A 21,743-nucleotide genomic window follows, 5' to 3' on the forward strand; every position below is an offset into this window, starting at 1 on the left:
GGGGGGAGATTGGCTGTCATCGGCGATTTCGCCAACGGCCAACCTCGAAAAAAGAGGCGCTGTCGGCGAAACAGCCGATCTCCCCCCAAGTGGGGGAGATGTCCGGTAGGACAGAGGGGGGCGCGAAGGAACTCCACGTTCAAAGCTTCACCCACCTCACGCCATCGCATGGCGATGATTGGCCGAATAATGACCGGTCAGATGGTGTTCGAGCTGGCGCTCGATGTCGGTCAAAAGGCTCGACGCGCCGAAGCGGAACAGGTCGGGCTCCAGCCACCGCCGGCCAAGCTCTTCCTTCATCAGCACCAGCCAGTCGAGCGACGCCTTTGCCGTGGAAATGCCGCCGGCCGGCTTGAAGCCGATGAGATAGCCGGTCTCCTCGAAATAGGCGCGGATGGCGCGCACCATGGCGAGGCCGACCGGCAGCGTCGCGTTGACGCTTTCCTTGCCGGTCGAGGTTTTTATGAAATCGGCGCCCGCCATCATAGCCACCATCGACGCGAGCATGACGTTGCGCAGCGTGGCGAGGTCGCCGGTGCCGAGAATGACCTTCAGATGCGCCTCGCCGCAGGCGGCGCGCATCGCAACGATCTCGTCGTAGAGCTCCTGCCATTTCGCGGCAAAGACCAGGCCGCGCGGAATGACGACGTCGATCTCGTCGGCGCCGTCGCTGACCGAAGCTTCGATCTCCTGCAGCCGCGTCGACAGTGGGGTGAGGCCGTGCGGGAAGGCGGTGGAAACGGCGGCGACATGGATGCCGCTGCCGCGCAGCGCCTCGACGGCGGTGGCGACGAAGGGATGGTAAACACAGACCGCCGCCGGGCGGATCTTTTCGCCAGTGATGCCAAGGCCTTCGACGATGTCGCGGCGGAACGGATTGACCGCCTTGGCGCAGAGCCGGCGGACGCGCTCGTCGGTGTCGTTCGAGTTCAGCGTCGTCAGGTCCATGCAGGCGACGGCGCGCAGCAGCCAGGCGGCCTGGTTGTCGGCCTTGATCGAGCGCCGCTTGGTCAGGCTGGCGACACGCCGTTCCAGCGCCGAGCGGTTGACGCTGCGCATCGATTCCATGAAGCCGAGATCGAGCTTCATGCCGGGGTTGCGGGCAATGCCGTGCGCTTGCAGCGCCGGCGCATTGGCGGCGCTGCGCGCCGGCAGCGGCGTGATCCTCGAAGGTCCCAACCTGTCGGCACCAAGTTCGGCTTCGCGGCTGGTGCTGCTCATCTCCTGCCCTTTCGTTCGACGATTTTTGCCGAAGATAGCCCGTGAAGCAGCGCTTCACGAGTCCTTCAGGCGGTCATAACGGAAAAAGCCTGCTGTGACATCAGCCGAACAGTGCTGCGGCGTGGAATGAAAGTAGTAGTGATCCGTCCCGCCGGCGTCAAAAAGGCCAGCATCGCCGCCACGCTCCGCTCTCGGATGACGAAGCGAGAAAACTACCCGACAAACGCGCGTTCGACGACGAAGCTTGCCGGATGATGCAGCGAACCTTCCTCGAAGCCGAGGCTTTCGGCCAGTTCCTTGACATCCCTGAGCATGTGCATCGAGCCGCAGATCATGATGCGGTCGGTCTCGGGGTCGAGCTTGTCGATGCCGAGATCGGCATAGAATTTTCCCGAGCCGATCAGCGCGGTGATGCGGCCCATGCGCTCGGAGTTTTCGCGCGTCGTCGAATTGTAGAGCGTGACGCGGCCGCCGGTCAGTTCGCCGATCAGCGGGTCGTTCTCCAGCTCTGCAACCAGCTCCTGGCCATAGGTCAGTTCGGCATTGTCGCGGCAGGTGTGGGTCAGCACGACCTGGTCGAATTTCTCAAAAGTGTCGGGATCGCGCAGCAGGCTGGCGAAGGGCGCGATGCCGGTGCCGGTCGAGATCATGAACAGGCGCTTGGCCGGGGTCAGCGCGTCGACCACCAGTGTGCCGGTCGACTTTTGCCGCATGATGACGGTGTCGCCGATCTCGATTTTTTGCAGCTGCGAGGTCAGCGGGCCGTCCGGTACCTTGATCGAAAAAAATTCCAGCTCGTCGTCCCAGGCCGGGCTGGCGATCGAATAGGCGCGGAACACCGGCTTTTCGGCATTGGGCAGGCCGATCATGACGAACTCGCCGGAGCGGAAGCGCAGCGACTGCGGCCGGGTGATGCGGAACGAAAACAGCCGGTCGGTATAGTGCTTCACCGAGACCACGGTCTCCGCATAGACATTGGCCGGAATTGGAAACTGCAGCGGCCGGGCGCCGACGGTGTTGAGCGCGGATGTGGTGTTCATCAAACCTATCCTTCTGGTCCAACCCGAGGGCGCTGACGCCAAACCTTCTGCTGCGCGCCCGAGCCGATCAGGTTCCGGCGTGCCGTTTGCACACTGCCAAGCGGTAAGCTCTTGTGTCGGGAATTTATTAGTATACAAATGATATTTGCGTCAAGACGCCAGCGGGAAACACCTTTCCAAACTGAGACATATCTGTAGTCCTGGCATTTCGGGTTTCGACAATGGAAGAGAATTTTTCGGCGCAGACGCCGGATTCCTCGGGCAGCGTCGTCGCCGGCATCGATGTCGGCGGCACCTTTACCGACCTGCTGCTGATCGACGGCCGTAATGGTGGCAAGGTGCATATCGCCAAGACCCCGACCACCATCGACAACCAGGCTTTTGGGGTCGTTTCGGCGCTAGACGCTACCGGTTTTCCCATCCGCGGCATCGACCTCATCGTGCACGGCACGACCACCACCACCAACGCGGTGCTCGAGCGCCGGCTGGCCAAGACCGGCATGATCACCACGCGCGGCTTTCGCGACGTCATCGAGCTTGGCCGGCGGACGCGGCCGCAGGCCTATGGCATGACCGGCAGCTTCGTCCCGATCATTCCGCGCAACCTGCGGCTTGAAGTCTCGGAGCGCGTCGAAGCCTCGGGCGCGGTGCGCATTCCGCTCGACGAAGCCGAGATGCGCGCGGCGGTTTCACAATTGATCGCGGCCGGCTGCGAATCCCTGGTCATCCATTTCCTGCATTCCTACGCCAATCCGGCGCATGAGCGGCGCGCCGCCGAGATCGCCGCCGCGCTTTGGCCGAACAGCTACATCACGACGGGCCATGCGCTGCTGTCGGAAGCGCGCGAATTCGAGCGCGGCGTCACCGCTGCGGTCAACGCCTCGGTGCAGCCGATCCTCGAACGCTATGTCGAGCGGCTGCGCAAGGAACTGGGGTCGAAAGGCTACGCCCGCGACTTCCTGATCATGAACGGCAATGGCGGCATGATCTCGGCCCGCTTTGTCACCCGTGAATCGGCCAAGACCGTGATGTCCGGCCCGGCCTCCGGTGTCATCGCCGCCGCCTATACCGGAAAACGCGCCGGCTTCGAAAACCTCGTCACCTACGATATGGGCGGCACCTCGACCGACGTGGCGCTGATCCGCAATGCCGAACCGGCGGTGTCGAACGAGATCGAGATCGAATATGCGATGCCGATCCACGTGCCGATGGTGGCGGTGCATACCGTCGGCGCCGGCGGCGGCTCGATCGCCCGCGTCGATGCCGCCGGCCTGATCCAGATCGGCCCGGAAAGCGCCGGCGCGAATCCCGGCCCGATCTGCTACGGCCGCGGCGGCGTTGAACCGACCATCACCGACGCCAATCTGGTGCTCGGCCGGCTGGCGCCGAAAAAACTGCTCGCCGTCGAGAACCCGGTCACATCAGAACACGTCACCGGCATATTCGAGGACAGGATCGGCCGCCCCACCGGCCTGTCCGGCGTCGAGGCGGCGGGTGCGGTGCTGCGGCTCGGCAACATCAAGATGGCCGGCGCCATCCGCATGGTCTCGGTGTCGCGCGGCCACGACCCGCGCGATTTCGCGCTGTTCGCCTTCGGCGGCGCCGGGCCGCTGCATGCGACAGCGCTGGCGCGCGAGCTCGGCCTGCCAAAAGTGCTGGTGCCGGCGCGGCCGGGCATCACCAATGCGCTCGGCTGCGTCGTCGCCGATCTCCGGCACGATTTCGTCAACACCGTCAACCAGCCGGTGGCCAGTCTCGATGAAACCCAGCTTCACGCGATATTGGAACGGCACCGAAACGAAGGTGAGGAGCTGATCGGCAAGGAAGCGGTGAAACCGGAGACGATCCGCGTCACCCATTCCGCCGACATGCAGTTCGTCGGCCAGACCCATATCATCAACGTGCCGCTGCCGTCGTCCGCGGTGACGCGCGAAACATTGCAGCAGCTGTTCGAAAAGGCCTATTTCGCCCGCTTCAAGGTCGAGCTGCCGGAAATCCGCGCCAATCTGGTCAACCTCAACACCTCGGTGACTGGTGTCAGGCCGGCGATCGATCTGTCGCGGCTGATCGACCCGGCTGGCCGCGCCAAAACGCTTGACGAGGCGCGCCGCGAGATCCGGCCGGTCTGGTACGGCGGGCGCTGGCACGATACGCCGGTCTACGTCAGGGAAAAGCTGCCGCTCGATGCCGCCATAGAAGGGCCGGCGATCCTCGAGCAGATGGACGCCACCACCGTGCTCGAGCCCGGCGACCGGGCGCGCTCGGACGCCGACGGCAACATCATCATCGACATCGGCATTGAGGCCTGAGATGGAAAAGCTCGACGCCATCACACTTTCGGTCATCCAGGCGGCGCTGCAGCAGGTCTGCGACGAGATGGACCTGACGTTTTCGCGCGCCGCCTTTTCGCCTGTTATCGCCGAGGCCAATGACCGCTCCGACGGCATCTATTCGGCCGTCGATGGGTCGCTGATCGCGCAAGGCAGCCAAGGCCTGCCGGTGTTCGTCGGCGTCATGCAGTATTCGACCAAAACGGTGATCGAGATGATCGCCGACGGGCGCTGCCTGCCGCCCGAGCCCGGCGATATCTACATCGTCAACGACCCCTATCTCGGCGGCACCCATCTGATGGACGTGCGCTTCGCCATGCCGGTCTACCGCGATGGCAAAATCTTCTGCTGGCTGTCGAACACCGGCCACTGGCCCGATATCGGCGGTTCGGTGCCGGGCGGCTTTTCCGCCTCGGCAACGGCGGTCGAGCAGGAAGGCTTGCGGCTGCCGCCAGTAAAGCTGTTCAAGCAGGGCGTGCTCGATCGCGAGATCTACGCCATCATCTGCTCGAACATCCGGGTTGCCGACCAGCGCATCGGCGATATCCGCGCGCAGGCGGCGGCACTGCTCATCGGCCAGGACCGGCTCAATGGAATCCTGGATCGGTACGGGGACGAAACGGTCGTTGAGGCGATCGCCGAATTGCGCCGCCGCGCCGCCGAGCAGATGCGCGCCAACATAGCGGCCATTCCCGACGGCATTTATCGCTCCAAAGCCTTCGTCGATTCCGACGGGGTGGTCAACGAGCCGCTGACCATCGCGCTGGCGGTGGAGAAACACGGCGACACGCTCACTTTTGACTTCGCCGGCTCGTCAAAACCCTGCGCCGGGCCGATGAACAGCGTGCTGGCGACGACCTTGTCCTCGGTCTATCTCGCCATGCGCCATATTTTCCCCGACGTGCCGATCAGCGCCGGCGCCTTCGAGCCGCTGATCGTCAAGCGGCCGGAAGGCACTTTCCTCGACGCAAAATATCCGCGCCCGGTGTCGGGTTGCGCCGCCGAGGTTTCGCAGCGCATTGCCGAAGCGGTGTTCGCGGCGATGGTGCAGGCGCTGCCCGACAAGGTGACGGCGGCTCCGGCCGGCTCCAGCGGCAATTTCGCGCTCGGCGGCAATGACCCGGCCCGCGGCCGCGACTACGTCATGTACCAGATCTCCGGCGGCGGCTATGGCGGCAATGCCGGTCACGACGGCCTCAGCAATGGCTGCTCGACCATCGGCATCTCCAAATCGCCGCCGGTCGAGATCATGGAGCAGGCGTTTCCGGTGCTCTACCGCCATTATGCCCTGCGCGAAGGCTCGGGCGGCGCCGGCAAGCGTCGCGGCGGTTTCGGCCTCGCCTATGAGGTCGAGATCCTGCGCGGCGACGCCCGCGCCTCCTTCGTCATGGACCATGGCCGTTTCGGCCCGCAGGGCGCGCTCGGCGGCAAGGACGGCGCGGTCAACACGGTGACCGTGTTTCGCGACGGCGAGGAACATGTGCCGCCGCACCTTTCCAAGGAGCAGGACATCGCGCTGCAGGCCGGCGACCGCGTGCGCGTCGGCACGCCGGGCGGCGGCGGCTATGGCGATCCCCTGCAGCGCGATCCACAACTGGTGCTGCGGGATGTCGCCCTGGGCTATTACACGCCCGAACAGGCCAGCGAGAAATTTGGCGTCGCTTTTTCCGCGGACGGGTCGGCAATCGACCAGGCCGCCACCGAGCGGGCGCGAGCAGCCGGGCAACGCTGACCGCCGAAGCCTCCAATCGGCCCGGCCGCGCCGTGATCGCCGCAGGCCATGTCGTTTCCGTCTCCGCCGCGCGTAGAAAAGCCCGTAGACTTCTCCCATCAACGGAGATCTGGATCATGCGCCTTTTCGCTCGTTTCCTGGCTGCCGCTTCCGTCGCCATGGCACTCGCCACCGGCGCTGCCTCCGCCCAGGACAAGAAACTCAGGCTTGGCACCGAGGGCGCCTATCCGCCCTTCAACTATGCCAATGCCGACGGCACGCTGGGCGGCTTCGACATCGATCTCGGCAAGGCGCTGTGCGCCGAGATGAAGACCGAGTGCGAGTTCGTCGTGCAGGATTTCGACGGCTCGATCCCGGCGCTGCAGGCCGGCAAGTTCGACGCCATCATCAACATCACCATCACGCCGGAACGCGCCGAGAAGGTCGACTTCACCCACAAATACTACCAGACGCCGCCGGCCATCGCGGTGCCGAAGGATTCGACCGTCACCGGCACCTCGCCCGAGGACCTGAAAGGCAAGGCGCTTGGCGTGCAGAGCGCCACGATCCATCAGAATTTCGCCGAGCAGAAATACGCAGGCTCGACCATCAGACCGTATCCGACCGGCGACGACGCCCGCACCGACATGGTCAACGGTCGTCTCGACGCGGTGATGGACGGCTCGATCCTGCTGACCGAATGGCTGAAAAAGCCCGAGGGCGCCTGCTGCAAGCTGCTCGGCACCCTGGCCCCAGACCCGGCCATCCACGGCCCAGGCGTCGGCATCGCGCTGCAGAAGGGCAACAAGGATCTGGCCGCAAAATTCGACGCGGCGATCGACGCGCTCCGCGCCAACGGCAAATACAAGGAAATCAACGACAAGTATTTTGCCTTCGACGTCTACGGCGAGTAGGTGGGGCAATTGCTTGAGGCTTGTGCTGCCCCTCATCCGCCTGCCGGCACCTTCTCCCCGTATAGTGACGGGGAGAAGGGGATTTCCTGCACCGCTGCCGATTGGCGAAATCCTCGGTGACGGTTGTCCTTCTCCCCGTCACTATACGGGGAGAAGTGCCCGGCAGGGCGATGAGGGGCAGCGCCGACATCGACAATTGGTGAATGCCCGAATGGCGCTCCCCCTTCTACAGCAACGCCGTCACTTTCCCGGCCTTCACTTTCCCGCTTGACTGACCCGCCGTACCGAATACGCTATCGACGAAAATACCGGCTCTGATCGCCGGGCGGCAAAAATGCCTCGTATGCCTCGCCTTCCGCGGCGGCGGCTGCGGGGCATTGTTATTTTGGGGATTTGCTTGGGACGGCGTATTGAAATCGGCATCCTTTACTCGCGGTCTGGCAACTACCGCCTGCTGTCCGAATCCTGCCGTTCGGGTGCGATGACGGCCATCGCAGACATCAATGCCGATCCCGCCATCCCGATCGAATTCGTTCCGGTCGAGCGCGACCCGCAAGGCAACATCGATGGCTACGCGACGGGATGCGCCGACATTCTCGCCAACAGCGGCGCGCGCCACATCATTGGCTGCATCACGTCATGGAGCCGCAAGGAGGTCATCCCGATCCTCGAGCGCGCCGGCGGCACGCTCTGGTATGCCTGTCCCTATGAGGGCTTCGAAGCAAACGAGCATGTCGTCTACATGCACGCTTGCCCAAACCAGCATCTCGTTCCGCTGCTGGCCCATGTCGTGCCGCGCTTCGGCGCCAACGGTTTCCTGCTCGGCTCGAACTACATCTGGGGCTGGGAGACCAACCGTGTCGCCCGCGACCTGATCGCCGACGCCGGCGGCAAGGTTTTGGGCGAGCGCTACCTGCCGCTCGGCGAGGTCGATGTCTCCAGGCTGATCGCCGAGATCCAGGCGACCCGGCCGGATTTCATCTTGAACAACCTGATCGGCTCCTCGTCCTATGCCTTCATCGCGGCCTATGCCGAACTTGCCGAACGCGACCCGCATTTCAGGCCGGAGCGCTGCCCGATCCTGTCCTGCAATCTGACCGAATGTGAGTTGCCGGCGCTCAACGAGGCGGGCAATGGCCACCTTTCCGTCGGGCCGTACTTTCACGATATCTCGGTAGCGGATCGCCAGGGCGATTCGGCGCCCTCCATCATGCCTGCCTCGTCCTTCGAGGCGGCGGCCTATGCCTCGGTGCGGACGCTTGCCGAGATCCTCGCCCGCAATCCCGGCGCACAATGGCCGGACCTTCCCCAGGCCTTTGCCGGAACCTCGTTTCGAACCCCGCTCGGCGACATCTCCATCGATCCGCAAACCCAGCACGCCACCTTGCCGGTGCAGATCGGGCGCATCGAGGGCACCGCGTTCAAGACTGTGATGGTGACCAAGGGTGTCGCGCCCGATCCCTATCTGTCCCGCTATGACCGGACCGAGACGTTCGGCCGCCCACGCCTGAGGGTGGTGTCGTGAGCAAGGTCCCGCGCATCCCGAACCTCGGCGGCGCCAGGGCCTTTGTCCTGCATCGTCCGCATCCGACGGTGCTAGCTATCACGCGGCAATTGTCGGCCATCGGCCTCGAGACGGTCGGCTGCTGGCCGGAACTGCCGGCCGAGGCGCTGGCGGCGGACTTCGTTTTCTTCGATGCGGATCTCGGCTTCGACGAACAATTCCCGTGGACGCCGGGTGAGGCACCGATGCCGCTGGTCGCGCTGATCGGCTCCGAAGCGCCGGGCCGCATCGAGTGGGCGCTGTCGCACAAGGCCGACGCCCAGTTGCTGAAGCCGGTCGGCAATGCCGGCGTCTACAGCGCCCTTTTGATCGCGCGGCAGAGTTTCGAGGCGCGCAAGCTTTTGGCAAGCGAGATATCGTCGCTTCGCCTGCGCGTCGCGGAGCGCCAGACCATCGTGCGCGCGGTGGAGGCCTTATCGAAAGGTGCCGAGGACGGCCGCGCCTATGCGCAACTGCGGTCGCTGGCGATGAGCTGGCAGATCAGCGTCGAGGAGGCCGCGCGCAGGATCGTGGCGATGACGGAAGAAGGCGGCGATGACCAGTCCCATCGCGCCTGATCTCCCCGCAACCGGGCGCATGCCGGCCAGGCCACGCGCCGGCGTCTGGCGGCGCCTGGTCAAGCGTCCTCTGGCATTGATCGGCCTGGTGATCGTTGCCGTCGTCGTGGCCGGCGCCGTCCTGGCGCCGTGGCTGACGGGCTACGATCCGAACGAGCAGATGTTCGACGGGCTGACGCTTGAAGGCGCGCCCTTGCCGCCGAATGCCAGCTTCTGGCTGGGCACGGATCTGCTCGGCCGCGATCTGCTGACCCGCATCCTTTTCGGCGCACGCACCTCGCTGATCATCGGCATCGTCGCCAACGGCGTGGCGCTTCTGATCGGCACGCTGGTTGGCGTCACCGCGGGCTATTTCCGCGGCTGGATCGGTGGCGCGCTGATGCGCTTCACCGATCTGATGATGGCCTTTCCGGCGCTGCTGCTCGCCATCTGCCTGGCGGCGGTGCTCCAGCCGAGCCTGTGGATCGTTGCCATGGTGATCGCTCTGGTGAACTGGGTGCAGACCGCGCGGGTCATCTACACCGAGACAAGCTCGCTCGCCGAGCGCGAGTTCATCGACGCCGAGCGTACGATCGGGGCCAGCGCGCCACGCATCCTGTTTCGCCATATCCTGCCGCATCTGCTGCCGACGATCATCGTCTGGGGCACGCTCGGCATCTCGACCACGGTGCTGCTCGAAGCAACGCTCAGTTTTCTCGGCATCGGCGTGCAGCCGCCGACCGCATCCTGGGGCAACATCATTTTCGAGAACCAGACATATTTTCAGGCAGCGCCCTGGCTGGTCTTCTTTCCTGGTGCGGCGATCTTGGCGCTGGCGCTGGCCTTCAACCTCATCGGCGATGCGCTGCGCGACATCCTCGATCCGACGCAAAGGGGTCGGGCATGATCGCCTATCTCGGCCGCCGCGTTATCCAGTCCGTGCTCATCCTGCTCGGCGTCTCATTGATCACCTTTGCACTGCTCTACCTGCTGCCCGCCGACCCCGTCCGGCAGATCGCCGGCCGCAGTGCCACGCCCGAAACGGTCGAGAACATCCGCCGGCAGCTCGGCCTCGATCAGCCCTTCTTCATCCAGTACTGGCACTATCTGATTAGCCTGCTCAGCGGCGATCTCGGCCGCTCCTACATCCAGCGTTCCGAGGTCACGGAGCTCATCATCTCGCGGCTGCCGGCAAGCTTGCTGCTGATGGTCGGCGCCATCCTTTGCGAGCTGGCGATCGGCCTGACGATGGGCCTTGTTGCCGCCGTCAGGCGCGGCACCGCCACCGACCAGACGCTGATGGTCGCGTCCTTTGTCGGCGTCTCGACGCCGCAGTTCGTCGTCGGCCTGCTGCTCCTTTACGTATTCGCCGTGCAGCTCGGCTGGTTTCCGATCGGCGGCTACGGCACCTGGCGCCATCTGGTGCTGCCGTCCCTGACCATGGGAATACTCGGCGCCGGCTGGTACGCCCGCATGATGCGCTCGTCGATGATCGACGTGCTGCGCCAGGATTATATGCGGACCGCCCGCGCCAAGGGTCTTGCGCGCGGCGCCATCATCTTCCGCCACGCTCTGCCCAACGCCATTCTGCCGGTCATCGCCATGATCGGCATCGACATCGGCATCTTCATGGGCGGCATCGTGGTGGTCGAAAGCGTGTTCGGCTGGCCCGGCATCGGCCAGCTTGCCTGGCAGGCCATCCAGCGCGTCGACATTCCGATCATCATGGGTGTCACCCTGGTTTCGGCCTTCGCCATCGTGCTCGGCAATCTCCTGGCCGACACCGTCGCACCGTTCATCGATCCGCGCATCAAGCTCAGATGAAAACCAAAAGACCGATAACAACCAGAGAAAGGGAACATGAGATGAAGAAATTCTTGACCTCCACCGTTGCGGTGTCGGCGCTCGCGCTGATGCTCGGCATGACAAGCGCCCGCGCCGAACACGCCGTCGATCCGAACGCCAAGCCGGGTGGCGCGATCACCATCACCTACAAGGACGACGTCGCCACGCTCGATCCGGCCATCGGCTATGACTGGCAGAACTGGTCGATGATCAAGAGCCTGTTCGACGGGCTGATGGACTACGAGCCGGGCACCACCAATCTGCGTCCCGACCTCGCCGAGAGCTATGAGATTGCGCCCGACGGCAAGACCTTCACCTTCAAGCTGCGCCAGGGGGTGAAGTTCCACAATGGCCGCGAGATGACCGCCGACGACGTGAAATATTCGCTCGACCGCGTCACCAATCCGAAGACGCAGAGCCCGGGCGCCGGCTTCTTCGGCTCGATCAAGGGCCATGACGAGGTCGCTGCCGGCAAGGCGGAAAGCTTGTCGGGCGTCACCGTCGTCGACCCCTACACGATCAAGTTCGAACTGACCCGGCCCGACGCCACCTTCCTGCATGTCATGGCCATCAACTTCTCGCATGTCGTGCCCAAGGAAGAGGTCGAGAAATACGGCGCGGATTTTGGCAAGCATCCGGTCGGCACCGGGGCTTTCAAGTTCGCCGAATGGACGCTCGGCCAGCGCGTCGTCTTCGAGCGCAACCCGGATTACTGGCACAAGGGTCTGCCGCATCTCGACAAGATCAGCTTTGAGATCGGCCAGGAGCCGATCGTTGCGCTGCTGCGGCTGCAGAAGGGCGAGATCGATGTGCTCGGCGACGTCATTCCGCCGGCCAAGTTCCAGGAGGTGATGGCCGATCCCGAGCAGAAGGCCCGTGTCGTCGAGGGCGGCCAGTTGCACACCGGCTACATCACCATGAACACCACCATGGCGCCGTTCGACAATGCGAAGGTGCGGCAAGCGGTCAACATGGCGATCAACAAGGACCGTATCGTCCAGCTGATCAACAACCGCGCAGTACCGGCCAACCAGCCGCTGCCGCCGTCGATGCCCGGCTATGACAAGGAATTCAAGGGCTATCCCTATGACGTGGCCAAGGCCAAGGCTTTGCTTGCCGAGGCCGGTCATCCCGATGGTTTCGACACGCAGCTGTTCGCCATGAACACCGATCCCAACCCGCGCATCGCCCAGGCCATCCAGCAGGACCTGGCGGCGGTCGGTATCAAGGCCAGCATCCAGTCGCTCGCGCAGGCCAACGTCATCGCCGCCGGCGGCGACAAGGCCGGCGCGCCGATGATCTGGTCCGGCGGCATGGCCTGGATCGCCGATTTCCCCGATCCGTCGAACTTTTATGGGCCGATTCTCGGCTGCGCCGGCGCGGTTCCGGGCGGCTGGAACTGGTCGTGGTACTGCAACAAGGATCTCGACGCCAAGGCGGCGGAGGCTGACTCGATCGTCGATCCGGCCAAATCAGCCGAACGTGCCAGGATGTGGAGCGCGATCTACGGCAAGATCATGGAAGACGCACCCTGGGCGCCGGTCTTCAACGAGCAGCGCTTCACCATGAAATCGACCCGGATGGGCGGCGCCGACAATCTCTATGTCGACCCCGTCCATATCCCGATCAACTATGACAATGTGTATGTGACCGATGTGCAATAACTGCGACTACACCATCCATGGGCGCCATCACCATTTCGGCTGGGACAATTCCTTTGTCCCGACTGAGCGGGTGGCGCCCGGTTCGACGATCGAGTTCCAGTGCCTTGATTCGTCCGGTGGCCAGCTTCAGCCCGACAGCACCGTTGCCGATGTCGCCAAGCTCGACTTTGACAGGATCAACCCGGTGACCGGGCCGATCTTCGTCGACGGGGCTGAGCCGGGCGATGCACTGAAGGTGACGATCGAGATGTTCAAGCCGTCCGGCTTCGGCTGGACGGCGAACATTCCGGGGTTCGGCCTGCTCGCCGACGACTTTCCGGAGCCGGCGCTGAACATCTGGACATACGACGCCGCCTCGCTCGAGCCGGCGCTGTTCGGCAAGCAGGCCCGGGTGCCGCTAAAACCCTTTGCCGGCACCATCGGCAACGCGCCGGCTGAAATGGGCCTCCACTCGGTGGTGCCGCCAAGGCGCGTCGGTGGCAATCTCGACATCCGCGATCTCGCGGCCGGCACCACGCTCTATCTGCCGGTGGAGGTGGCCGGTGCGCTGTTTTCGGTCGGCGACACGCATGCCGCGCAGGGCGACGGTGAAGTGTGCGGCACGGCGATCGAAAGCCCGATGGATGTCGTGCTCAAGCTCGATCTGGTCAAGGATATCAGGCTGAAGACACCGCGCTTCACCACGCCCGGGCCGGTGACGCGCCATCTCGATGCCAAGGGCTATGAGGTGACGACCGGCATCGGACCGGACCTGATGACGGGCGCCAGGGAAGCGGTCTCGCAGATGATCGACCTGCTTGCCGGCCGCTACGCAATGGACCCGGTCGAGGCCTACATGCTGGTTTCGGTCTGCGGCGATCTCCGGATCAGCGAGATCGTCGACATGCCGAACTGGGTGGTGTCGTTCTACTTCCCGCGCTGCGTCTTCGAATGAGCAAAGGCGCAACCAGCAAGCGGACCGGGGCTCCCGCCCCGGCCGTTTCGGTCACGGCTGGTCCGGTGCTGGAGATCTCCGACCTGACCGTCAGCGTGCGCGGCGAAGACGGCGAGCGGCCGGTGGTATCAGACCTTTCGTTCTCGCTTGCGCGCGGCGAGACGCTTTGCATTGCCGGCGAATCCGGTTCCGGCAAATCGATGACCGCGCTGGCGATCATGCAGTTGCTGCCGCAGCCGGCCGCCCGGATAGAATCCGGCACGATCCGGCTTCGCGATATCGATCGAGGTGACATCGATCTGGCGGTGCTCGATGAGCGCCAGATGCGCCGCATTCGCGGCGACCGCATCGCGATGATCTTCCAGGAGCCGATGACATCGCTCAATCCGGTGCTGTCGATCGGCCGGCAACTGGTCGAATCCATCGAGGCGCATACCAGTCTCTCCCGCGCCGAGGCGCGCCGGCGCGCCGTCGAGGCGCTGAAGGCCGTCCGCATCCCGGAAGCCGAAAGCCGGCTAAAACAGTTTCCGCACGAACTGTCCGGCGGCATGCGCCAGCGCGTGATGATCGCCATGGCGCTGGCGCTGAAACCGGATGTGCTGATCGCCGACGAGCCGACGACGGCGCTCGACGTCACCGTGCAAGGCGAGGTGCTGGAATTGCTGCGCGATCTGCAGCGCGAACACGGCACCAGCATCATCCTTATTACCCACGACATGGGCGTGGTCGCCGAAATGGCCGATTGCGTCGTCATCATGCGGCACGGCCGCATGGTCGAGCAGGGAACAGCCGCCGATATTTTTGCCCGCCCGCAAGCCGACTACACGCGCGAGCTGCTCGCCGCCGTGCCGCGCATTGGTACCGGCGTCGGCCGCCAAAAATCCGCCGAACAAAAATCCGTCGAAGCGGAAATGCCCGGGAGCGTGGCGGTGGTCAACGATCTGCATGTCCATTTCGACCTGCGCGGTGGCTTCTTCGGCCAAGTGAACCGCCGTGTCCACGCCGTCGAAGGCATCAGCTTTTCGATCGCGCCGCGCGAGACTCTGGCGCTGGTCGGCGAATCCGGCTGCGGCAAGTCGACCACCGCCAAGGCGCTGGCCGGGCTTGTGCCCTACCACGGCGATATCGTGATCGGCGGGCGCAATCTGGCGGGCCTTGGCCGTGACCAGCGCAAGGCGGTTCGCCGCGACGTGCAGATGATTTTCCAGGATCCCTATGCCTCGCTTGACCCGCGCATGCGCGTCGGCGACCTCGTTGCCGAGCCGCTGTTGATCCATGGCATTGCCTCGAAGGAAGAGCGCGGCCAGCTTGTGGCGGCGCTGTTCGAGCGCGTCGGCCTGTCGGCCGACCAGATGGAGCTCTATCCGCACGAATTCTCGGGCGGCCAGCGCCAGCGCATCTGCATCGCGCGCGCTCTGGCGCTCAGACCCAAACTCATCATCGCCGACGAGAGCGTTTCGGCGCTCGACGTGTCGGTGCAGGCCCGCGTGCTCGACCTGCTGAAGGAACTGCAGCGCGAATTCGGCATCGCCTATCTGTTCATCTCGCACGACATGGCGGTGGTCGAGAACATTTCCGATCGTGTCGCCGTCATGTATCTCGGCCAGATCGTCGAAATGGGCACCCGCGACCAGGTCTTTTCGAACCCGCGCCATCTCTACACCAAGCGCTTGATCGAGGCCGTGCCGGTGCCCGATCCGGCAAAGCGCCGGCCGCGTTTTGCGCGTCTCGATCAGGAGATCCCGAGCCCGACCCGAAAAATCGGCGAGGACCCGCCAAAGCTGGCTTTGAAGGATCTTGGCAACGGTCATCTCGTTGCGGTTTCCTGACGCTGCTGTCGGCATTTTTTGCGACGCTCAGAGCCACCGCCGCACGGTTTGCCGGTAGCCGCGATACGCACCGCCGAAACGCCGCTCGAGATAGGCCTCCTCGCGGGCGACGACGCCGTAGCGGATCAGGATGGCAAGCGGCAGCGTGAGGACAAGGATCCAGATATTCTGCGCGGCGACGCCGATGCCGCCATAGATGAGGAACATGCCGAGGTAGATCGGATTGCGCGTCCAGCCGTGGATGCCGGTCGTCACCAGCACGCGCGTCGGCTCATTCGTCGGCACCGGCGTCGCCGCGCGCATGAAGTTGCGAATGCCCGCCGCGAAAAGCGTAAAACCGATCAAGATCAGCGAGCCGCCGACGATCCAGCTAACCAGCCCCGGACCGGGGAACGGCAAACGCAGCAGGCGATCCAGCACGAAGCCAATCAGCAAAGCAGCGAGAAAGAGCAGCGGCGGTCTCGCGATGACACCTGCGGTTCCGCTGTCGGTTTGCCCAGCCTGGTCCATTGCCATGTCTGCTCCCGCAGATGCCTAGGGCTACGAAGCTCATAGCCGCCTAGAAACGACAACTAAGGTGTCATTCTAAAAGTTGACAACGGAGGTGTCAATCGCAGAGATTGGCCCGGACAAAAGGAACTGAAGCGATGGCGTCGGCACGACACGGGACTGACCGAACGACGGGGGCGGACCCCAACGTTGACGGCAAGGCCGAGGCGATCGCCGAGCTGATGCTCGAAGTGGCCCAGTGCTTCTTCAGAATCCGGGCTCTCGGCCAGAAGACAGGGCTCATCACCAGTTGGGGCGGCGGTGCGTTCGGCTTCATGCGAAGCCTCGCGCTGCTTGGTCCGCTCACCGTGCCGCAGATCGCCCAGATGCGGCCCACCAGCCGTCAGCGCATGCAGCGACTGGCGGATGAGCTTGCGGCCGAGGGGCTGGTCGAATTCATCGACAATCCAAAACACCGGCGCTCGAAGCTTGTGCAGCTGACGCGCAAAGGCGCCGCGCGCTATGACGAGCTGAACGCCCAGTTGATGGCGATCGCCTCGACCATGGGTGTCGCTCTCGACGAAGCGGATATCCGCAAGACCGCCGCTATCGTGCGGCAGCTGAGCGACGATGTGAAAGTGCGCTCGGAGCGGCTGGGCTGACGCAAAGGCTGCGAGGGCGCCATTGAAGCGATCTCCGATGCTTGAGCGATGAGCTCGCCGGCCGTTTTGCCGCTTCCGTCCGCCCGCCGGCGGACGATTGCCCACCGGAACCTCTGCGGAACTGAGGCGTTCGAACCGCAGGAGCTGAGAGCTGCGCCACCGCAAAAGAGTACCGCAATGGCTCAGAAAGCAAAGATAACCACAGGCACGAACGACCGGCCGCACAACGAAACCATAGGCCAATCCGGCGAAGGTCTGCCGGATGACAGCAGCACGCTGCTTGAAGTCGACGAGGCCGGCGCCAGGCTAGGAAAACAGCTGCAAGGCAAACCCGCGCAATTTGGCGAAGCCATCCCGACGCGCCAGGCATTCCCGGCGCCGGCGTGATTTGTCGCCGCTGCGCCGGGACAGGCATGATCGACGGCCGCACCTGCCCCGAATGCGGCGGAACCGGAAAGACGCCGATAGGCTGAGGCGATCAGGGAGAGCGACTGCGCGGCAACCTCGATCACCGAAGCGCCAAGAGGCCGATGCAAATTGCGCGGATCAGATCGCCGGCACCCACTTCCAGAACACGCCCTCCATCCGTTCGGGGTAGTATTTGAACTCGCATTCGAAGCGCCATCCGTAAGTCTTGGCGGCCGCCAGAGTTGCCGGGCTGACCGGGTTCATGCCCGTTCCCGGCGCAAACCAGTCTTCCAGCAAGTCGTCGGGCACGTAGGCGCCGATCCTCAAAGGCAGCTTTTCGAGGACGACATCCATTTCGTCAGGTGCGGACAATGCGGTCTCCCTTCAAGAGCTATCAACGAACAAGTCATCTGAAACCGATTGGGTTCCAGACAATGGCAGAGTGGAAGGGAAACGTGATGGGCGACTGTCTCTCGATCTGCACATTTCAGGCCGCCCGCCGCCGCCGGTTGGTCGAACGCCGGCTAGCGTGTTCTCACAAGGTTGCAGATGGAGCTATGGGGCATACTTGACGGCCGCTTGTGGGCGCCTTGCCGTCCGGCAGGACCGGGGCCGGAAGCAGAGACGTTCAAGCGAAGGGCGAGACTCCGAACAGCCAGCCGTGCAGCCAGAGCCCGAACAATGCGAAAGCCACCAAGCCGATGCCCACAGCAATCAGGTCGCTACGCGGTCGCACGACCGCGGGTGCCGGATCGCCGCGTGGAATGACGGCAATGAGATCGACAATCGCGTAAACCAGAAATGCTCCGAAGACTAGGAGCGAGGCAAGGTCGCCATTGGCTAGGAGGTGGCCGATGGCCCAAAGGATGATGCCCACCAGCATCGGGTGCTTCAGCCGATGCTTGATTGAACCCGTGGGCAGGTAAGCGGCTGCCAGAAAGACGAATGCGGCGAGCACCAACACCGACGCGACATGGCGGCCCCAGGAGGGCGGCTCGTAGATCTCAGGCGCATTGGGCCGATAAAGACTCCAGCCCCAGACGATCAGCACGAAGCCGATGATCGATAGGAGCGAATAAAGTCCCTTCCAGCGCCGCTCGTTTGTGGCGATTTGCTCATCACGAAAGCTGCCGGCGGCGATCCGAACAGAATGGATTCCGAAGAAGATCACGAGGCCGAAAAGCAGTACTAGCATAACACCTCCGAGGTTCGGCGCGTCGGCGGGAAGGAAGGCTTGCTTACGCTCTCGCTCGAGTTGCCGGCTGCAAATGCGCAAAACGGATCCTGCGAACGAGATGGTCAGAGTAATATATCAGGGACCCGCAATCTTGGAATGGGCAAAGCTGCCGATTGGCACGGCACCGCACGTTTGACACCTGCCAGTCGCCGCCTTCGCGCGGCACCGCTCGGCCGTCGGTCTTCAAAGTCTCGCTCTTGGCGTTGATTCGGCTGTGCGCCACCTTTCGGGTCCTTCGCCCAATACGGGATCAGACCCCACCGCGCCGACACAAACATGGTCGTACCGCGCACCAACTCATCGACAACGATCATCGGATTATGTCAGCCGGAGTGCGCCGTTCTAGACCGGAAACTGGTTCGACAGCCGGTCGACCTTGTCCGGACCAGCGAAGGAAAACTTCGCCACCATCTCTGCGATAGAGCGCTTTACATGAACCCGTCCACACATCGGGCGAAGATTGTTGCCCGAAAATCGAGACTCGAGCTTCTGGACTCAGGACAGCGACAGACACCGCTATGACAATCGTTCTGGCTGGTGGCGAAAGCGTGCTGTAAGTCTTGTCCTCCAAGTGGCCGTCGATCTCAGCTACAGTCCCTCGACGGTCTTCCTACACTTGGGCCGGCTGCGAGGAGTTGGACGACGTCGCAGGGATGGCTTCGCCGAACTGCTGGACCACGGCTCGATCGAGATCACATTCGCATCACAATGGCGACGAGGCCATCCTCCAGGCCAAACGTGATCCTTCTTCAACGGCCTGCTAGGGCCTTCCGCCCACTGTTCCCGAGCCAAGGCGTCATAAGGGAGCCATTCTTGCAATCGGCCCTAGCAATGGGACGCAGTTCGCGTGACGTGCTATGCTTTGAGGCGGGAGATACGGCGGTCGCCGAAGCGCCCGCACGCCTCCCTGTCTATGGGAGGATAATATGGCTTACTATGTGCTGCTCACCAACTTCACGGATCAGGGGGCAAAGACAGTCAAGGACACCGTAAAGCGTGCTGAAGCATTCAAGGAGATGGCGGCCAAGAGCGGGGTCAAAGTGCATTCGCTTTACTGGACGCTCGGTCAGCACGACGTGGTCGCGATTGCCGAAGCCGACGATGATATAGCCGCGACCGCGCTCAGCTTATCAATAGCTTCGCTCGGCAACGTCCGAACGCAGACGCTAAGGGCGTTCGACGCCAACGATATGGCAAAGGTCATTGCCAAGATGGGCTGAAAAAAGAAGCGACAATAAAGATCGCGCCGACCGTTGGCGCAGGCAAACGGCCGACGCGACCGCGCCGATCCACAGTTCCGGGTTTCAGGCACGTGACCTGTGGGCTCGGGCTTCGGAAGAGATGGTTCACGTGGTTTGTGACTCAGTGCTTCCGGGAGGCTTCCCTGGAATGTCTGAGCCGGCGGCGACCGTGTCCTCGACGTCGGCGATCTCACCGTCTTGGCCGTGGCGCCGGGTAGGCGATGCAGCGAGAGCGTTCATCGTTCTTCATCGTTCAATGGAGGGGTGAGGAGGACCGGGCGGGACCAAGGAGAATCATATGTTCAGCCATGTAAAATTCGCCCATCTGCCAGTGCGCGACCAGGATCGCGCGATCGCATTCTATCGCGACAAGGTAGGGCTTAAGGTCGCGACGGATGCTCCCTATCGGGACGGTCTCCGCTGGATCGAGCTGGCCGTCGGTGAGTCGCCCACCCATCTGCTTTTCACAGAGCGGCCCGACGACACGCCCGGCGAGACGCCGAGTGCAATTCTAATTACACCCGATGTCGGGGCGGCCTATGAACGGCTGACAGAGCGCGGCGTGGAGTTCACGCAACCGCCGTCGCCGGCACCTTGGGAGCCAGGCGCCACCTACGCCCTTTTCCGCGACAGCGAGAACAATATCATCATGCTCGGATCGCATTGATCTGGGCGGGCTTGAAGAACACTGTCATCATTCGAACGACGCCACACGTCTACTTCCAGACGGATTCCCTGGCTCGTCGCCTTTGCGTTCGATGCCATTGGCAACAATCGATTCCAGCCGAAGGTCGGCTATTGGCGCGACCAAGTCCCAGGGTCTCGCGTCATGGGCAAACCGTCCTAAGAGTGTGGTATGACCGTGTCGGGTGGTTTGCGGACGCTGAGGAGTGTACACTCTGATTGGTCGGCGCGATGCGGAGGTGTCTCTTTGGATCGATCGCTATTTCTCGCCAGACTTCTGGGGCCGACGTTCATCGCTGTCGCGCTCGGCATGCTGATTAATCTCGACGTGTACGAGAGTATGATCGCTGAGGGACTACGCCCTGGCATCCTGTTCTATCTGTCCGGTTTGCTGTCGCTACTCGCTGGCCTCGCAATCGTTAACCTGCACAATAGATGGGAGTTGGACTGGCGCGTAATCATTACAGTGCTGGGTTGGCTAATGACGATCGGTGGCATCATGCGCATCGTCTTGCCCCAGGTCGCACTTGCGGTAGGTTCGACAATCTATAGCGGCCGCACCTCAACCGTTGTGGCGGCGTTGATTACCGGCACGCTGGGCGCCTTTCTGAGCTTCAAAGGTTACATCCAGCGCATCTGAGTGCGGAGCAATAGTGACCGACGCGTTAACGTCAGCTTGGGGGTCGCATCAGGTCGTAGCGCGAACGGCATGTTTGGAGAATCGACATGAAGGTCGCCTTATGGCGCTAGTTACCGGTTCGGGCCGCCGGCTCAAGCGGCAAAACCTGACCCAATGAGGTCGTTCGAGAGTTGTTCTTGGAACTTCCGCGATGGTCAAGGAAGCGGACGTCGCCGCAGCGGCGATCGGCATACGGTCACGACAGCTAAGGCCAGACTGACGCGAGCAAAAGAAGGATAATTCCAACGAACGCGGCGTTCCAGGCGAGCGAGCGGAGCAAGGGAACGCCCGCTGCATAGAGTAGAAGGTAAACCAACCTGGCCGAAACATAGAGACCAGCTCCCCATTCGCTGAGAGCGCTCTCACGGCCGAGCAAGTGAACAAGGAAGACCGCAGCCACAAACACCGGAAACGTCTCGAGGAAGTTTCGAAGCGCTCTTTCCAAGCGCCCAGCTATGCCCGTGAGCGGGGGGACTTCGGCGTCACGGGAGCTGGCAGTCCACCGATAACCTCGCTGAAGGCTGGCTGCGTGGGAGGAGATAACAATTTGGATCAAACAGAGCACGCAGCTCGCCGCAAGCATTGCTAGCTCGAAGCTCATTCAACCCTCCCACCTGCCCATTCTTCATGGGCTTTACCAGAACCCCGCGTTGTGTGCCTGCCAGCGGCAGACCGGTAGCGTGCATTGTTCTGGTAACATTTGTTCAACGAGGCGCACGCTGACTTTCGCACTCGCACAAACCGGAGGTCCTTCG

21 protein-coding genes are annotated in these 21,743 nt (G+C 63.3%); 15 read left to right on the plus strand and 6 right to left on the minus strand.

Features of this window, described 5'->3' with window-relative positions; translation table 11 throughout:
- Positions 1 to 156 precede the first annotated feature (156 nt).
- Positions 157 to 1,221, minus strand: coding sequence for a deoxyribose-phosphate aldolase (gene deoC, locus BQ8794_RS05820; protein WP_077374404.1), 1,065 nt, complete (start codon positions 1,219 to 1,221; stop codon positions 157 to 159).
- A gap of 212 nt (positions 1,222 to 1,433) precedes the next feature.
- The gene (locus tag BQ8794_RS05825) at positions 1,434 to 2,261 is read right to left on the minus strand and encodes a ferredoxin--NADP reductase (protein WP_077374406.1); all 828 of its coding nucleotides are present in this window, start codon (positions 2,259 to 2,261) and stop codon (positions 1,434 to 1,436) included.
- 221 nt (positions 2,262 to 2,482) lie between these two features.
- On the opposite strand from BQ8794_RS05825, the gene BQ8794_RS05830 reads away from it, so the two are divergent.
- From BQ8794_RS05830 to BQ8794_RS05875, 10 genes are all read left to right on the plus strand, one after another.
- Entirely contained in the window at positions 2,483 to 4,570 is a 2,088-nt protein-coding gene (locus BQ8794_RS05830) for a hydantoinase/oxoprolinase family protein (protein WP_077374409.1), read from the plus strand.
- A gap of 1 nt (position 4,571) precedes the next feature.
- Entirely contained in the window at positions 4,572 to 6,323 is a 1,752-nt protein-coding gene (locus BQ8794_RS05835; protein ID WP_077374411.1) for a hydantoinase B/oxoprolinase family protein, read from the plus strand.
- A gap of 116 nt (positions 6,324 to 6,439) precedes the next feature.
- Positions 6,440 to 7,216, plus strand: coding sequence for an ABC transporter substrate-binding protein (locus BQ8794_RS05840; RefSeq protein WP_077374414.1), 777 nt, complete (start codon positions 6,440 to 6,442; stop codon positions 7,214 to 7,216).
- Between the two features lie 397 nt (positions 7,217 to 7,613).
- Positions 7,614 to 8,741: a transporter substrate-binding protein gene (locus BQ8794_RS05845; RefSeq protein ID WP_077374416.1), complete on the plus strand. Its 1,128-nt coding sequence runs from the start codon at positions 7,614 to 7,616 to the stop codon at positions 8,739 to 8,741.
- Positions 8,738 to 9,337, plus strand: coding sequence for an ANTAR domain-containing response regulator (locus tag BQ8794_RS05850; RefSeq protein ID WP_077374419.1), 600 nt, complete (start codon positions 8,738 to 8,740; stop codon positions 9,335 to 9,337). The genes BQ8794_RS05845 and BQ8794_RS05850 overlap by 4 nt, the downstream gene beginning before the upstream one ends.
- Positions 9,315 to 10,223: an ABC transporter permease gene (locus BQ8794_RS05855; RefSeq protein ID WP_077374422.1), complete on the plus strand. Its 909-nt coding sequence runs from the start codon at positions 9,315 to 9,317 to the stop codon at positions 10,221 to 10,223. The genes BQ8794_RS05850 and BQ8794_RS05855 overlap by 23 nt, the downstream gene beginning before the upstream one ends.
- Positions 10,220 to 11,140, plus strand: a complete 921-nt coding sequence (locus BQ8794_RS05860) for an ABC transporter permease (protein ID WP_077374425.1) — start codon at positions 10,220 to 10,222, stop codon at positions 11,138 to 11,140. The genes BQ8794_RS05855 and BQ8794_RS05860 overlap by 4 nt, the downstream gene beginning before the upstream one ends.
- Before the next feature lie 89 nt (positions 11,141 to 11,229).
- Complete coding sequence (locus tag BQ8794_RS05865; RefSeq protein WP_425293524.1) at positions 11,230 to 12,825, plus strand: ABC transporter substrate-binding protein; 1,596 nt, start codon at positions 11,230 to 11,232, stop codon at positions 12,823 to 12,825.
- Positions 12,815 to 13,759: an acetamidase/formamidase family protein gene (locus BQ8794_RS05870; RefSeq protein WP_077374431.1), complete on the plus strand. Its 945-nt coding sequence runs from the start codon at positions 12,815 to 12,817 to the stop codon at positions 13,757 to 13,759. Before BQ8794_RS05865 ends, BQ8794_RS05870 begins: the two co-directional genes overlap by 11 nt.
- Positions 13,756 to 15,588 carry an ABC transporter ATP-binding protein gene (locus BQ8794_RS05875; RefSeq protein ID WP_077374434.1) on the plus strand — a complete coding sequence of 611 codons (1,833 nt, stop codon included), beginning with the start codon at positions 13,756 to 13,758 and terminating at the stop codon, positions 15,586 to 15,588. Before BQ8794_RS05870 ends, BQ8794_RS05875 begins: the two co-directional genes overlap by 4 nt.
- Positions 15,589 to 15,615: 27 nt before the next feature.
- Here the strand turns inward: BQ8794_RS05875 and BQ8794_RS05880 are convergent, their stop codons facing one another.
- Positions 15,616 to 16,104, minus strand: a complete 489-nt coding sequence (locus BQ8794_RS05880; protein WP_077374436.1) for a methyltransferase family protein — start codon at positions 16,102 to 16,104, stop codon at positions 15,616 to 15,618.
- Positions 16,105 to 16,235: 131 nt separating this feature from the next.
- Between BQ8794_RS05880 and BQ8794_RS05885 the strand changes: the two genes are divergently transcribed.
- Both BQ8794_RS05885 and BQ8794_RS35520 read left to right on the plus strand, forming a co-directional pair.
- Positions 16,236 to 16,739 carry a MarR family winged helix-turn-helix transcriptional regulator gene (locus BQ8794_RS05885; RefSeq protein WP_077374437.1) on the plus strand — a complete coding sequence of 168 codons (504 nt, stop codon included), beginning with the start codon at positions 16,236 to 16,238 and terminating at the stop codon, positions 16,737 to 16,739.
- 177 nt (positions 16,740 to 16,916) lie between these two features.
- Positions 16,917 to 17,126: a hypothetical protein gene (locus BQ8794_RS35520; RefSeq protein WP_077375112.1), complete on the plus strand. Its 210-nt coding sequence runs from the start codon at positions 16,917 to 16,919 to the stop codon at positions 17,124 to 17,126.
- A 159-nt stretch (positions 17,127 to 17,285) separates the two neighbouring features.
- Here BQ8794_RS35520 and BQ8794_RS05895 read toward each other — a convergent pair whose 3' ends face one another.
- Together BQ8794_RS05895 and BQ8794_RS05900 are read right to left on the minus strand one after the other, a co-directional pair.
- Positions 17,286 to 17,519 (minus strand): hypothetical protein, encoded by a 234-nt coding sequence (locus BQ8794_RS05895; protein WP_077374438.1) that lies wholly within the window; start codon positions 17,517 to 17,519, stop codon positions 17,286 to 17,288.
- 256 nt (positions 17,520 to 17,775) lie between these two features.
- Entirely contained in the window at positions 17,776 to 18,342 is a 567-nt protein-coding gene (locus tag BQ8794_RS05900; RefSeq protein ID WP_077374439.1) for an NnrU family protein, read from the minus strand.
- Between the two features lie 968 nt (positions 18,343 to 19,310).
- On the opposite strand from BQ8794_RS05900, the gene BQ8794_RS05905 reads away from it, so the two are divergent.
- The 3 genes from BQ8794_RS05905 (at position 19,311) to BQ8794_RS05915 (ending at position 20,949) form a co-directional block, all read left to right on the plus strand.
- A complete protein-coding gene (locus tag BQ8794_RS05905; protein ID WP_065012366.1) occupies positions 19,311 to 19,604 on the plus strand; it encodes a GYD domain-containing protein in 294 nt (97 codons plus the stop codon).
- Between the two features lie 319 nt (positions 19,605 to 19,923).
- On the plus strand, positions 19,924 to 20,292 hold the full coding sequence (locus tag BQ8794_RS05910; protein ID WP_077374440.1) for a VOC family protein: 369 nt from the start codon (positions 19,924 to 19,926) through the stop codon (positions 20,290 to 20,292).
- A 264-nt stretch (positions 20,293 to 20,556) separates the two neighbouring features.
- Positions 20,557 to 20,949, plus strand: coding sequence for a hypothetical protein (locus BQ8794_RS05915; RefSeq protein ID WP_077374441.1), 393 nt, complete (start codon positions 20,557 to 20,559; stop codon positions 20,947 to 20,949).
- A 244-nt stretch (positions 20,950 to 21,193) separates the two neighbouring features.
- On the opposite strand, the gene BQ8794_RS37290 is transcribed toward BQ8794_RS05915, so the two are convergent.
- The gene (locus BQ8794_RS37290) at positions 21,194 to 21,589 is read right to left on the minus strand and encodes an MAPEG family protein (RefSeq protein ID WP_077374442.1); all 396 of its coding nucleotides are present in this window, start codon (positions 21,587 to 21,589) and stop codon (positions 21,194 to 21,196) included.
- Positions 21,590 to 21,743: the final 154 nt, after the last annotated feature.

Source organism: Mesorhizobium prunaredense (genome assembly GCF_900156895.1).
Classification (GTDB): domain Bacteria; phylum Pseudomonadota; class Alphaproteobacteria; order Rhizobiales; family Rhizobiaceae; genus Mesorhizobium; species Mesorhizobium prunaredense.